General features: G+C 48.3%; 11 protein-coding genes. 9 read left to right on the top strand and 2 right to left on the bottom strand.

Annotated elements, in window-relative coordinates; translation table 11 throughout:
* Positions 1–32 precede the first annotated feature (32 nt).
* Positions 33–593 (bottom strand): AAA family ATPase, encoded by a 561-nt coding sequence (locus AC1DFM_RS24920; protein WP_477079487.1) that lies wholly within the window; start codon positions 591–593, stop codon positions 33–35.
* A gap of 68 nt (positions 594–661) precedes the next feature.
* Here AC1DFM_RS24920 and AC1DFM_RS24915 point away from each other — a divergent pair, with 68 nt between their 5' ends.
* The 9 genes from AC1DFM_RS24915 to AC1DFM_RS24875 all read left to right on the top strand — a co-directional run bounded on the left by AC1DFM_RS24915 (position 662) and on the right by AC1DFM_RS24875 (position 14,350).
* A complete protein-coding gene (locus AC1DFM_RS24915; RefSeq protein WP_477079486.1) occupies positions 662–2,020 on the top strand; it encodes a sensor histidine kinase in 1,359 nt (452 codons plus the stop codon).
* Positions 2,021–2,160: 140 nt separating this feature from the next.
* Entirely contained in the window at positions 2,161–2,616 is a 456-nt protein-coding gene (locus AC1DFM_RS24910) for a DUF7832 domain-containing protein (protein ID WP_477079485.1), read from the top strand.
* A 244-nt stretch (positions 2,617–2,860) separates the two neighbouring features.
* Positions 2,861–3,544: a response regulator transcription factor gene (locus AC1DFM_RS24905; RefSeq protein WP_477079484.1), complete on the top strand. Its 684-nt coding sequence runs from the start codon at positions 2,861–2,863 to the stop codon at positions 3,542–3,544.
* Positions 3,541–4,908, top strand: a complete 1,368-nt coding sequence (locus AC1DFM_RS24900) for a HAMP domain-containing sensor histidine kinase (protein ID WP_477079483.1) — start codon at positions 3,541–3,543, stop codon at positions 4,906–4,908. The genes AC1DFM_RS24905 and AC1DFM_RS24900 overlap by 4 nt, the downstream gene beginning before the upstream one ends.
* 198 nt (positions 4,909–5,106) lie before the next feature.
* Positions 5,107–7,857 carry a magnesium-translocating P-type ATPase gene (mgtA, locus tag AC1DFM_RS24895; protein WP_477079482.1) on the top strand — a complete coding sequence of 917 codons (2,751 nt, stop codon included), beginning with the start codon at positions 5,107–5,109 and terminating at the stop codon, positions 7,855–7,857.
* Positions 7,858–7,997: 140 nt separating this feature from the next.
* Entirely contained in the window at positions 7,998–9,098 is a 1,101-nt protein-coding gene (locus AC1DFM_RS24890; protein ID WP_477079481.1) for an efflux RND transporter periplasmic adaptor subunit, read from the top strand.
* Between the two features lie 27 nt (positions 9,099–9,125).
* A complete protein-coding gene (locus AC1DFM_RS24885; RefSeq protein ID WP_477079480.1) occupies positions 9,126–12,209 on the top strand; it encodes an efflux RND transporter permease subunit in 3,084 nt (1,027 codons plus the stop codon).
* Positions 12,210–12,218: 9 nt separating this feature from the next.
* Positions 12,219–13,502 (top strand): TolC family protein, encoded by a 1,284-nt coding sequence (locus AC1DFM_RS24880; RefSeq protein ID WP_477079479.1) that lies wholly within the window; start codon positions 12,219–12,221, stop codon positions 13,500–13,502.
* Between the two features lie 149 nt (positions 13,503–13,651).
* Entirely contained in the window at positions 13,652–14,350 is a 699-nt protein-coding gene (locus AC1DFM_RS24875) for an SDR family oxidoreductase (protein WP_477079478.1), read from the top strand.
* 11 nt (positions 14,351–14,361) lie between these two features.
* On the opposite strand, the gene AC1DFM_RS24870 is transcribed toward AC1DFM_RS24875, so the two are convergent.
* Positions 14,362–14,784, bottom strand: coding sequence for a 3-hydroxyacyl-ACP dehydratase FabZ family protein (locus AC1DFM_RS24870; protein ID WP_477079477.1), 423 nt, complete (start codon positions 14,782–14,784; stop codon positions 14,362–14,364).
* Between the last annotated feature and the right edge of the window lie 36 nt (positions 14,785–14,820).

Genomic DNA, 14,820 nt, shown 5'->3' with positions numbered 1-14,820 from the left:
AATTCATTTTGTTCGTGTTTGCACACGGTTGTTCATATCCGCACAAGAGAAGTAGGATCTATCACCGATAAAATGAACTGCACCCGATCGTCTACACTGGCCTTCGGGAGTATCACTGCTTCATAGCCCAGTTCTTCGTAGGTGCGTAACAGTTGTTCATAAGTGCGTACGGCTTCATCGAACGATTGCTTTCGTTCGTTATCCTGTTCGTAAATGGCGGGCCATGGCGGGGTGAAAAACACCCGGTTATTAAAGGGGTACCGTCGGGCAGCTTCGGGCATCGTTGCCGGTACTGGCAGCCCGCACAGCGTCAGGTAGCCGATAGTATCGGCAATGCCCCGGTCAAAAAATACCGGCTGGGTTTGCCCGGCATGTGCGTTAAAGTCGCGCAGCGACTGGTCAAACATCAACGCGGCAAATGCTTCCCGGTTGCGCCAGGGAAGGGCTTCGCCGCCGCTGGCTACCTGTTGTTGAATAATATCCCGGCCGCTTTCTGGTACGCAGGTGTAGCCTAGTTCCTGCAAAGCCATAATCACGGTCGTTTTGCCCATCCCCGGACCACCGGTGATGACAAAAAAATTGTCTTTTTTCATGCTGTAATATTTGGAAAATATTAATGTGAGGAGTAGAAGGGGGAAGAAAGGGCAAGATAAGTAAAACTGTGAATTTTCGGAGTATCTTTGGTGCATCTATGCTGCAGGGGCCAAAGCGATTCATATACCAAACGGCGGTGAACTTCTGGAATCACATCGTACACCTCGGTGTGTATCCGACCATGCCTTTTATTGAGGCCAGGCGAACCATGTTACTCAACCTGCTGTCGCTTCCCTGTATTCCTTTCATGTTCAGCTATTGCCTGGTGAATGCCTTCCAGGGTAGGTACCTGTTATCCATGTTGAATGCGGTGACCACCTTAACCGCTGTGGCAGTATTGCTGCTGCATAAATACCGGATGTACCTCAGCGCCAGGATTGTACTCATCTTTTTCAGCGTAGTGCTGTATACTTTTACCGGCTTATACTTTCACAATGGGGCAGAATACTTTCTGTTAAACATCCTGGTGGTCACCATTATGGTGTATGATAACAAATGGGTGATAGGATGCCTGAGCTTATTGATATTGTCCGCGTTTTTGCTGATTATATTTATGCCGCAGTCGTGGTACCTGGCGGCGCCTGTGCCGGAACACCGGGTATGGAGCAACGTGGCGGTATCGCTGATATCCATGATTGTGGCCTTACTTTTCTTCAAATATATACAGTCGGATTACCAGCAGGAAATAGAGAAGCAGCGACAGGCGCTGTTAGCCATGAACAAAGACAAAGAAAAGCTATTCTCTATTGTGGCGCATGATATCCGTAGTCCCTTGTCTACTTTAGAAAGTTTGCTGGATATGTTCCAGAAGGGGCAGTATCCGAAAAACGATATGGAGGAAGCGGCTGCCACTCTGCATCGAAAGGTATCCCAGCTGGGAGGTACGCTGGATAACGTATTGCGTTGGAGTGCCCGCAGCATGAAAGGTATTCAAACGCGGCCCCGGCATTTTTTACTGGCGCCCGTGATGAGTGAGATCCTGCTTTTCTTTGAGCTGGTCATCCAACAGAAAAATATGAAGGTAGATGTACAGGTGCCGGTGAGTACCGCCCTGTATGCCGATAGAGACCAGGTATCCGTTATTCTCCGTAACCTGTTCAGCAATGCCCTTAAATTCAGCTATGCCGGCGGAAAAATTTCGGTAAACGCCTGGCAAACGGAGGAACAGGTGTTTATTCGCATCATGGATGGCGGCATTGGCATGGATATGCAGCAGTTGAAAACACTGTTCACCTCCCAGCAACAGCCCGCCTATGGTACTACAGGGGAAAGAGGCACCGGTATCGGACTACTGCTTTGCCGCGAGTTTGCCGAACTGAATAATGGTGCCATTGAAGTAGAAAGTGCACCGGAAAGTGGCACCACATTTACTATACAACTCCGCCGAGGGGATATCCCCGCCAATGAACCGGCTACGGCTAATTAACCCGCACTGCACCGGAAAACTTTGTATCAGAAGGATTATTAATTTATGCTATATTTGTATGCCGGCAGCCACCCCCGGCAGCATATAACGTTACCGCACATACGCATTAGACAAGCTAAAAGCTAACTGAATATATACCTATGGCCAAATACGACGATGCTTCCTGGCATTATGGAGGCAACTATCCTGCTGACTTACCCCGCACAAATGCGGCTACGCATATCGGTATGTTCTTAACCTGGTGCATTGAACATAATCTGTTATCAGCAGAACAAATCGATGATTGTGAAGCAGACATTGCAAAAGTGAAGAACAGAACCTTAACCGGCGCCCAATACCTGATCGCCAATTGTGATGAGAAATTCACCACCAACGATCTGGACCAAACCGGCAATGATTTCGCTAAATCATACTATGCCCGTAAGGAGAAAACCGCCGCTGCCAGGTATCCCAGCTATTTTGAAGACTATGAAAATGCCTTCGGACAAAATTCTCCCGAATTCAATTTATATATCGTAGCTGATACCTGGGAAAACTACGACCGTATCAAGCCGTTGATGGATCAACGATTTGAAGAATGGAAAGGCCTCCAGTAAACATAAAGAGAGCGGATTTTATCTGTGAACAGGATTAAACTGATTATACTGATTTTTATTTTTTTGATTTTAAAAGATGGATAATTAATGTATCTATCTCCCAAAATCTCAAAAATGTAATCAGTATAATCAGTTTAATCCTGTTCACACACAAAATCCGCTCTGATCAACCGCTTCAATAGCTTTTTGCTTTGACCTTTCTGCTTTCTGCTTTTGTTTTACCTTTGCCATCTAAACATGGCTTATGCAGATCCTGGTAATTGAAGATGAACAAAGGATGGCGGAAATGATTAAAAAGGGACTGGAAGAGCAAGGCTTCCAGATATCCCTTGCCTATGATGGCGAGATGGGAAAAAAACTGGCCCTGTCCCAATCATTCGATCTCATCATCATGGACCTGATCCTCCCTAAGATCAACGGCCTGGATTTGTGCAAACAGATACGCAGCGTACTGCCGGACTGCCCCATTATCATGCTTACCGCCCTGGGCACTACAGATGATAAAGTAGAAGGCTTCGATGCCGGGGCCAATGACTACCTCGTTAAGCCGTTCGATTTCCGCGAACTGCATGCCCGCATCCGCGCCCTCACCAAACGTAATCAGGCGAATACCAATACTTACAGCCAGGGGTTCCTGCTACGTTTCGCCGACATGGAAATGAATCTGCAAACGAAGATTGTAAAACGTAATCAGGTAGTGATTGCGCTTACACCAAAGGAATTCCGCTTACTTGAATACATGATGAAGAACCCCGAAAGAGTATTATCCCGCAACGAAATAGCCGAAAAAGTATGGGATACCTTCGATTCCGGTACTAACTTCATTGACGTATATATCAACTATCTTAGGAAAAAAATCGATAAAAATTTTCCGACAAAACTAATCCATACCCGCTCAGGCATGGGTTTTATATTTAAAGCAGAGTGAAAATAAGGGTCCGCCTCATATTATTATTCCTGGTGCTTTTCGGAGTACTCTTACTGGCATTCGCGGTATTCGTGTATGTGTCTTCTGCCAGCACCCGCAAAGAAGACTACTACGAACACCTGAAGCGGGAAGCCATTACCAAAGCCAATATGCTGCTGGACGCCAACGTGCCACCCAACGTATTGCAGCTGATGTATAAAAACGCAGACAATGCTTTGTTTGGAGAAGAAGTAGCCATCTACGATACTGCTTTTCACCTTCTGTATCATGATGCTGTGCAGATCGACAAGGTAAAGGAAACCCGGCAGATGATCAACGAAATCCTGCTACAGCAAACTATCATCTTTGAGCAAGGATCGCTGCAGGTGGTAGGACTCCTGTATGAGCATAATGGAAGTCGCTATGTGATTACCGCTGCCGCTACCGATAAATACGGCCTGCAGCGACTGGAACGCCTGCGATATAGCCTTATTTTTTCTTTCATAGGTATTATTGGTCTCACCATCATCGCCGGCTATTTCTTTGTGGGCAGGGCCCTGAAACCGGTAGAGGACATGATTGATAAAGTAGAAGAAATTACCGCTACCAATCTGGATTTGCGGGTGCCGGTGCAAAATGAAAAAGATGAAATAGGAGAGCTGGCTACCACCTTTAATAAAATGCTGGACCGGCTGGAACATTCCTTTGATGCACAGAAGCATTTCGTCAGCAATATTTCCCATGAGCTGCGTACCCCACTGGCTACCATTGTAGGGGAGCTGCAGATTGCATTAACAAAAGACAGAACCTCTGCTGAATATAAGGAAGTCATCAGCCTGGCATTGGCCGATGCACGGCGACTGGTACGCCTGTCCAACGGCTTGCTGGATATGGCCAAAGCCAATTATGACCATACAGAAATAGGCCGTAAAATATTACGGGTAGATGAATTACTCCTGGATGCCCGCGACGCCGTGATCAAATCAGCCGATGACTATAAGGTAGATATTGTATTTGAGCAGGAAATTGAAGCAGATGATGTGATTTCCGTGAATGGAAATGAATATCTCCTGAAAGTAGCCTTTATTAACCTCATGGAAAATGCGGGTAAGTTCTCGCCGGATCATCAGTGTACGGTATCTATCAGTTACGGGGAAACCGATCTGATACTGCGCTTCATGGATAAAGGGATTGGCATCAGCGAAACAGATCTTCCCAATATATTTACTACCTTCTACCGGGGGGCCAACCAAAGCTTTACCCGGGGGAATGGTATTGGCCTTTCTTTAACAGAAAAAATCATTGGCATGCACCAGGGCGCTATCAGCGTTACTTCCCGGTTGCAGGAGGGGAGTACTTTTACCGTGATCCTTCCACACTTATAATCCCTTCTTTTCTTTCTAATAAATTTCTAATAAAATTCTGTCCACCCTCTAACTGCGCTTATCATAGTGCTGGCGTACATTTGCATCGCAATAAAAAACAAATAATTATGGACGCTGGTCCGGAACGTTACTTTATTTTCTAATCTCCTGCCTGATTCATAGCGCTGCTGTGTCCATCAGCAGGGAAAAAATAGCGCTGTGTTATACTTATCAACTGCTGTAAACAAGCACCCAATTTTCGTGCGCAACTACGCCTTCAGAAAGAAATCAGGCATGCCTGATATCAGGAGAATGATTCCTGGTGGCAATGACGATTCCGCTACCAGCAAACTGCAGCAGGTGGCGGCGGCAGATCAGGAAACCTACCTGTCCTTGCTCGATAGCCATCCGGAGGGTTTATCTCCCACACAAGCCCGCAAACGTTTAACCCTGACGGGCTTAAATGAAGTACACCACGAAAAAGCACCTTCCTGGTACAAACAATTGTTGGCGGCTTTCGTCAATCCGTTTATAGCCATCCTGCTGGCCATCGCCCTGATTTCATTCATCACTGATGTATGGATGGCGGCTCCCGGCGAAGGCGATTATAAAACCGTGATCATGGTGGGTATCATGGTGATGGTGAGCTCCCTGCTTCGCTTCTTCCAGGAGTACCGTAGCAATCGCGCGGCCGAACAACTGAAAAGCATGGTGAAAACTACGGCCACGGTTATACGCAAATCAAAAGAGAAAATAGAAACAGATATCAAACAACTGGTACCAGGCGATATTATTTTCTTATCTGCCGGAGATATGATCCCAGCAGATTGCCGCCTGGTGCAGTCGAAAGACCTGTTCGTGAGTCAGGCCATGCTCACCGGCGAATCGCTCCCCGTGGAAAAGCACTATTTCCCCGTACCCGATGCCTTTCAAAAAACCGTGCTGGAGCTGGACAATATCTGCTTCATGGGTACCAACGTGGTGAGCGGCGCTGCTACTGCGGTGATCGTGAATACCGGTAACCAAACATACTTCGGTTCCCTCAGCAAATCTATCACTGGCAAGCGCGCAGAAACCAGCTTCGATAAAGGCGTTAACAAAGTAAGTTACCTGCTCATCCGCTTTATGCTGGTGATGGTACCACTCATCTTCCTGATTAATGGCTTCGTGAAAGGCAATTGGTGGGATGCGCTGTTATTCGCTATCGCCGTAGCAGTAGGGCTTACCCCTGAAATGCTGCCCATGATTGTTACCGCCAATCTGGCGAAAGGCGCCGTGAATATGAGCAAACGCAAAGTGATCATCAAACGCCTGAATGCCATCCAGAACATCGGCGCCATGGATGTATTATGTACCGATAAAACCGGTACCCTCACCATGGACAAAATTGTACTGGAAAGACACCTGAACATTTTTGGGGAAGATGATGAAGAAGTATTGAAATGGGCGTATCTCAACAGCTATCATCAAACCGGCCTCAAAAACCTGCTGGACGTGGCAGTGCTGGAACACGTGGAATTGCACGACTACCTGAAAGTGGAAGAACATTATCTGAAAGCAGATGAAATTCCGTTCGACTTCCAACGCCGTCGTATGTCTGTGATCCTGAAACAACGCAATGGGAAGCAACTGCTCATCTGCAAAGGTGCAGTGGAAGAAATGCTGAATCTATGCACCCATGCGTTTGATCCGGGAGAAGATAAAGAGCTGCACATCGAATCAGATAAAATTATTGCGATAGATGAGAACGTACGCGAAAACATCCTGCGTATCTCCGGCAAGCTCAATGAAGAAGGGCTCAGAGTATTGCTGGTGGCCATCCGCGAGTTTGATGACCGTGCACTTACTTACACCGTAGAAGATGAAAAAGACATGGTGCTGACCGGCTTTATCGGATTCCTCGATCCGGCGAAACCTTCTGCAAGAGTAGCCATTGAAGCATTGCAGCAGTTAGGTGTACAGGTGAAAGTGCTGACCGGCGACAATGAAATTGTAACAAAGAAAATATGCCGCGAAGTAGGTATTCCCTTCTCCGATGTATTGCTGGGCCACGACATTGAGCAGCTGGATGACGCTACACTCACGCAAAAAATAGATCAGGTTTCTATTCTGGCTAAACTCAGTCCTATACAGAAATCAAGGGTGGTAAAGCTGTTGCAGGCAAAAGGACATACCGTAGGCTTTATGGGCGATGGTATCAATGATGCCGCCGCACTCCGTGATGCCGATGTAGGCATCAGTGTAGACACGGCGGTAGACATCGCCAAAGAAAGCGCCGATATTATCCTGCTGGAAAAAGATCTGATGGTATTACGCAAAGGGGTGATCTATGGCAGAAGGACATTCGGCAATATCATTAAGTACATCAAGATGACGGCCAGCAGCAACTTCGGTAATATGTTCAGCATGATTGGCGCCAGTGCATTATTGCCTTTCCTGCCCATGCTGCCGGTGCAGATTTTAGTGCAAAACCTGTTGTACGATATTTCACAGGTATCTATTCCCTGGGATAAAATGGACCAGGACTTTATTGACCAGCCCAAGAAATGGAATGCTGCTGATATTTCCCGGTTTATGTTGTTCATTGGCCCGGTGAGTTCCATCTTTGATTACGCCACTTTTGCGATCATGTTTTATGTGTTTAAAGCAGCTACACCGGAGCACCAGAGCCTGTTTCAGACCGGGTGGTTTGTAGAAGGATTATTATCGCAAACGTTGATTGTACATATGATCCGTACGCGCAAAATACCTTTCATCCAGAGCTGGGCAACGGCGCCTGTGGTGGCTTTAACGAGTCTGATTATGCTGATAGGTGTGGCCATTCCGTTTACGCCGTTTGCGGCATCACTGAAAATGGAGCCACTGCCGTTGTCCTTTTTCCCCTGGCTGATCGCTATATTATTGAGTTACTGTATGCTTACACAGCTCATCAAAAACTGGTATATCAAAAGATTTAATCAGTGGTTATGAGTACTGCAAAAAGGCGATGGATGATCGCCCTGGTAGTGGTGGTGTTGCTGCTTGCCCTGGACTGCTGGATCAGCAGTCACCGGGCAGGCAGATAACCAGCCCCGGCTACTTGTCCTATTATTTTTCAATCCGCAAACATCATGAAGAAAAGATTAATTGCTGTTGGCATGCTCACGGCTGCTGCTTGTCATGCCGTTAAGGAAGACGTTATCACTACGGCTGTTCCTTCTGCAGATACGATTACCCTCCCTGCCGGCTCGGCGCTGGAGCAACGTATTAAAATTAACGCCGTGCTCTCCGCGCCCTACCAGCACGAAGTACAAACCGCCGGAGTAGTGAAAGCCATTCCTACGCAGTACGCAGAGATTGCGCCTCCTTTCCAGGGCAGGGTTACCAAAAGTTACCTCCGTCTGGGTATGAAAACACAGCCGGAAACGCCACTATTCGAAATCAGTTCACCGGATTTTATGGCCGCGCAGAAAGTATTCTTCCAGGAAAAAGCACAGCTGCAACAGGCGGAGAGAACCTGGAAACGCCAACAGGATCTGATGGCCAACGGCGTAGGCACACAAAAAGATCTCGAAGAAGCACAAACGGCTTATGAAGTAGAAAAGAAGGAGTATGAAAATGCGGTGATGGGACTGAAGGTTTTCAAAGCCAGCCCGGAGAAATTATCCCTCGGTCAGCCATTGGTGGTACATGCGCCGGTGGCAGGAGAGGTGATTGAAAACAAAGTAGTACTGGGACAGTTTATCAAAGACGATGCCGCTAGCGTAGCCACCATCGCTGATTTATCTGATGTGTGGGTAGCCGGGCAGGTCAAGGAAAAAGATATCCGCTTCATTCATAACGGGGACGACTGTACGATTGAAGTAGTAGCGTTGCCGGGTATGCAGCTGAAAGGAAAAGTATATCATATCAATGCGGTAGTGGATGAGGATACGAGAAGTGTGCAGGTATTAATTGCCGTTCCCAACAGCGCACATACCCTGAAACCCGGTATGTATGCTACTGTTAGTTTCCGGGACCAGCCAACAACCGCCCTGCTGATACCCGCTACAGCGCTGTTACAGGCCAGTGAAACGCCTTATGTATTTGTAGCGGCAGCACCCGGAAAATATATCAAACGCCCGGTGACTACCGGCGCCACCACTAATAATCAGGTAGTGGTAACTGCCGGCCTTCAGGCGGGCGACCGGATAGTGACGACAGGCGGGTTTTACCTGCTGGATGCAAAATAAGTACTCCTTTCTTTTCAAGATTTTTTTATGAACAAACTGATTTTTACCGCCATTCAAAAGCGGTGGCTCTTTGCTGCGCTCTTTTTGCTCCTGGCCCTGTTTGGTTATTATTCCTGGCAACAACTGGCCGTAGAAGCCTATCCTGATATTGCAGACGTTACGTCTCAGGTAGTGACCCAGGTACCGGGGCTGGCCGCGGAAGAAGTAGAACAACAAATTACTATTCCCGTAGAACGCGCACTCAACGGTATGCCCGGCATGCACGTGATGCGCAGCAAAAGTACTTTCGGCTTATCGGTGATCACCATTGTATTTGAAGATGGAATAGAAGATTACTGGGCAAGACAAAGAATTACAGAACGCCTCAATGATGTAGGCCTGCCCTATGGCGCCAAACCCGGTCTGGACCCACTTACATCGCCCATTGGTGAAATATACCGCTACATCATTGAAAGCAAACAACATGATCTGAAAACGTTGACCGACCTGCAGAACTGGACCATCATTCCCCGGATCAAACAGGTGCCCGGTGTGGCAGATGTGACCAATTTCGGCGGTATCACCGCACAGTATCAGATAGAGATTGATCCCAAACTGCTGGAGCAATACCATGTATCGCTGGCCGACGTACAAACCGCCATCAGCAATAACAACGCCAATGCCGGCGGCAGCGTACTCAATATCGGCGACCTCGGTTACGTAGTGCGGGGCATAGGCCTCGTGAAAACGCTGGAAAGCCTGGGAGATGTAGTGGTGAAGTCGATCAATGGCGTACCTGTTTATCTGAAAGACCTGGGCCAGCTAAAACTAGGCAACCTGGAACGCAAAGGTATCCTGGGCTATACAGACCGGCAGGTGAATTATAGCGAAGGTGATGAAGGCATCGTGCTGTTACTGAAAGGACAAAATCCTTCTGTAGTACTGGAAGGCATACACGCCGCGGTAGATGACCTCAATCAGCATATTTTGCCGGAAGGCGTTACCATTCGGCCTTACCTGGACCGTACGCAGCTGATTAATAATACGCTGGACACGGTATCGCATACACTGCTGGAAGGCATCGCATTGGTGATCATTGTGCTGATCATTTTCCTGGGCAACTGGCGCGGCGCTTTGATTGTAGCCATCACCATACCATTGGCGTTGCTCATTGCATTTATATTAATGCACTTTACGCATATACCGGCTAACCTGTTATCGCTGGGGGCCATCGACTTCGGCATTATCGTAGATGGGGCCATTGTGATGATGGAAGCTATTTTGAAGAAAAGGGAAGAGCAGCCGGAAGAAGAGCTGACAGAAAGCACCATTGCGCAGAAAGCGGCGGCGGTGGCCAAACCGGTGCTTTTTGCCACTGTCATTATTATTACGGCTTACCTGCCTTTGTTTTCTTTTGAAAGAGTAGAAAAGAAGCTGTTTACACCAATGGCATTTACGGTAGGATACGCGTTGTTGGGCGCATTGGCGGTAGCATTGTTGCTGATTCCCGGTTTGGCATTTGCCATTTATCGCAAGCCCCGCAAACTGTACCACAATAAATGGCTGGAACGGCTTACGGACACCTACCGGCAACGGCTGCAAAAAATCATGGCAAAACCTAAACGGGTATTTCTGCCGCTGGCATTGGTCCTCACCGGCGCCATCCTCCTCTCTGTAACAGTAGGGAAGGACTTCCTGCCACCGCTTGATGAGGGTTCTATCTGGTTGCAGGTGCAGCTGCCGCCGGGGATATCGCTGCAACGTTCCCGTGAAATGAGTGATAGCCTGCGTCAACGCACTATGCAGTTTGATGAAGTGACTTACATGATGGTACAAGCCGGTCGCAACGATGATGGCACTGATCCGTGGACGGCGGCGCACTTCGAATGTTCTATTGGGTTGAAGCCATACCGGGAATGGAAGCGAGGCCGCACGAAGGCCGATCTGATCAATGACCTGTCGGCCGCCTATGCCGCTATGCCCGGGTATAGCGTAGGTTTCAGTCAGCCGATGATTGATGGCGTGATGGACAAAATTTCCGGCGCCCACAGTGAGCTGGTGGTAAAAGTATATGGCGAAGATTTTAAAGAAACCAGGCGCATCGCCGAAGCTGTAGCCACTACGTTAAAACAAATCCCTGGCGCTGCCGACGTGGCCATCGACCAGGAACCGCCACTGCCGCAGCTGCAGATATCTGTTGACCGCGCCGCCATTGCGCGCTACGGGCTCAACGTAAGCGATGTATCCGAACTGATAGAAGTGGCCATTGGCGGCAAAGCCATTTCCCAGGTGTTTTCCGGCAACAAAGTATACGATGTGATTTGCCGGTATACAGATGAGAGTCGTAATACCCCGGAGAAAATAGCAGGACTGATGCTGACTTCCGCTACCGGTGCAAAGATTCCGTTATCACAGGTAGCTACCGTGAAAACGACTACCGGAGAAAGTACCATCACCAGAGAGCTGAACAAACGACACCTCACAGTGAAGCTGAACCTGCGGGGCAGTGACCTGACGACTTTCCTGCAAACAGCACAGCAGCGCATCGACAAGCAGATAAGCTACAATCATGATCAGTACCATATCAAATGGGGCGGACAGTTTGAAAATCAGCACCGTGCTTACGCCAAGCTGGTGGTCGTAGTGCCGTTGGCGTTAGCCATCATGTTCATGTTGCTGTACGGCGCCTTCGGCACTTTCCGGCAGGCGGGGCTGATCATCAGCATTGTGCCGCTGGCATTATTCGGAGGCATGCTGGCGCTCAATATCCGAGGCATGACGCTGAACGTATCTTCTGCCGTGGGCTTCATCGCGTTATTTGGCGTGGCCATTCAAAATGGGGTGATCCTCATTTCACAGATCAATGATTTGAGAAAGCAGGGGTATGCATTGCTAACAGCCGTGATCACCGGGGCGGGCAATCGTTTCCGGCCGGTGCTGATGACGGCCTCTGTAGCTGCTTTGGGCCTGTTGCCTGCTTCCTTTGCCACCGGCATTGGGTCGGATGTGCAGCGTCCGTTGGCCACGGTAATTGTTTACGGCTTGTTGGTAGCCACGGCTATCACACTATTTGTGTTGCCGGCATTGTATTATCTCATCGAAAGAAAATGGAATTCTTCACCTGAAGTATAAAGTGATTATATGCAGTTTTTAAAAAGATATCTGATATTGGTGATAGGCTTATCTGCGTACAACACCACATCGGCGCAGTCGGACACCAGTTTTATTAAAGCGCCGCTCACGTTGCCAGAATACCTGCATATGGTGAGTACGCAACACCTGGGCTATGCCGCGGAACGATACAACGTCAGCATCGCTATGGCCGGGATAGAAAGCGCTAAGGTATTTCCTGATCCGGAATTTTCTCTGGGAGGTTTCGACAATCAGCACCGGGCACTGCACTTGTCTTACGGCTACAACGTAGGACTGGGCACCACCATAGAGCTGGGTGGAAAACGAAAGGCCCGCATTGGCCTGGCCCGCAGCAATGCCGAGCAAAGCCAGGCGCTGTTACAGGACTACTTTCGTAATCTCCGTGCAGACGCCACCCTGGCCTGGTTTAACGCGCTGCTACAGCAACAACTGTACGCTGTGCAGCAACAGTCCTGGCAACTAATGCAGCAACTGGCCACTGCCGATGCGATTCGCTTTCAGAAAGGTGTTATCACGGAAACGGATGCACGACAATCCAAAYTGGAAGCCGATAACGGGCTGAATAAATTATACCAGCAGGAGGCCGACCGCAAAACAGCACTGCTGCAGCTGCAGCTGAACACCGGACAGGCAAAAACGGATACCTTGTTATGGCCATCGGGGAACTTTGAACACCTGCAGCGGGTATTCATCTTACAAAATTTACTCACTAACGCCACTGATACCCGTGCCGATGCCGTAGCTGCCAACGCCGGAAAAATAGTGGCAGGGAAAACACTCACCCTGGTAAAGGCCAACCGGAAAATAGACCTTGGCCTCAACGCCGGCATGGGCTACAACGCAGAAGCCACCAGCGAAATAGCACCCACGCCCAGGTATATCGGCACTACCGTAGGTATTTCTGTGCCATTGAAATTTTCCAATCACTATAAAGGAGAGTTACATGCCGCACAATTTGGGGTGAAACAAGCCGCCCTGGCCTATGATCAGGTACTACTCCAGATAAATACCGAGGTAAGGGAAGCCTGGTGGAATTATCATGCGGTTGCCCAACAGGTACGGCAGTACGAAAACGGTTTACTATCAGCCTCACAAAAAGTACTGGATGGTAAAATATACAGTTACAAACGCGGTGAAACCTCTTTACTGGAAGTGTTAAATGCACAACGTACCTGGAATGAAGTGCAGCAGGACTACTATCAAACCCTGTATAACTACGCCGCCGCATTGATTGCGCTGGAACGGTCCGCCGGCATTTGGGATTTGCGGTAAGCAGAAAGCATAAAGCAGAAAGCAAAAAGCTATTGTAGCGATTGATCAGCGCGAATCTATACGCATTAATCAATCGCTACAATAGCTTTTTGCTTTCTGCTTTATGCTTTCTGCTATTTTTATTATCTTGACAGAAACCTTGCAGTAAAATGAAAATATGTGTAGTAACTGGCGCCAGCAGTGGTATAGGCTATGCCATTGCTGATGCCTTACAGGCAGATGGATATACGGTAGTAGCCACCGCCCGTCGGGAAGACCGGCTCCGGCAATTGCCCGCTACGAATGTGACCATCGTTACCGGTGATTTATCTGCCGCAGCTTTTCAGGATCAGCTGATCACCACTGTTTATGAAAAATATGGTCGTTGTGATTATCTGTTTAATTGTGCAGGCACCATCGCCACCGGCACTATTGAAGACATCGATATCGATCAAGTCACCGATATGATACAACTCAATGTGACGGCCACCATCCGGCTCACCTATCAATTGCTGAAACGTTTTCGTCAACAGGGATTTGGACACGTCATCAATATGTCCAGTGTACTGGGTACCAAAGTACGACCCACCGCCGGCGCCTATGCTGCCACCAAATTCGCGCTGGAAGCCTTGTCGGAAGCACTACGGATGGAACTCACCGGGAGTAATATACAGGTGTCGTGTATTGAACCCGGACTGGTGATGACGGAGCTGCATAAAGACTGGAAAGTACATCCAAAGGAAGGGATGGGCATTCACGAACCACTCACTACGGATGATATTGTAGGCACCGTACGATTTATCATGCAACAACCGGCACATGTAAGAATACCCCGGTTAATGATTTTACCGAAAGACCATCATATTTAAGCGGCCGGATCTTATTCGATTTTTACACACAACCAACGGGCTTCCAGTACAGGCTTTTCGTCTACATAGGCCACCCCGGATTGTTTGATGAGTTTATCACTGACGCGTATATTCCGGATCACATATTTCACGGGCGTATGGTAAGGAGTACCACTTAAAAAAGTAGCGGTTTCAATACTGGCCAGCCCAAACAAGCCTTCTGCCAGCCCCAGTATTTTAATACCGGCGCCACCACACTGGGCCATCGACTCAATCAGGATCACCCCGGGTACAAAATTGAATTCGGGAAAGCTGCCTTTTAGCATAGCATCCGCATCACCAAAAGTTTTGACGCCAACGATTTCTTCTGTTGAGGTGGACAGGATTTCATCTACAAAAAGAAAGGGCGCCCGGTGCGGAATAAGTGCTGCTATATCAGTATGGGTAGATTCCATCAATAGGTGTTTTTGTAAATGTAGTATTTAGTCGAT

The sequence above is a fragment of the Chitinophaga sp. 05T412 genome, assembly GCF_056396465.1.
The sequence above is the reverse complement of the archived record's forward strand: the minus strand, read 5'-3'. Positions and strand labels throughout refer to the sequence as shown.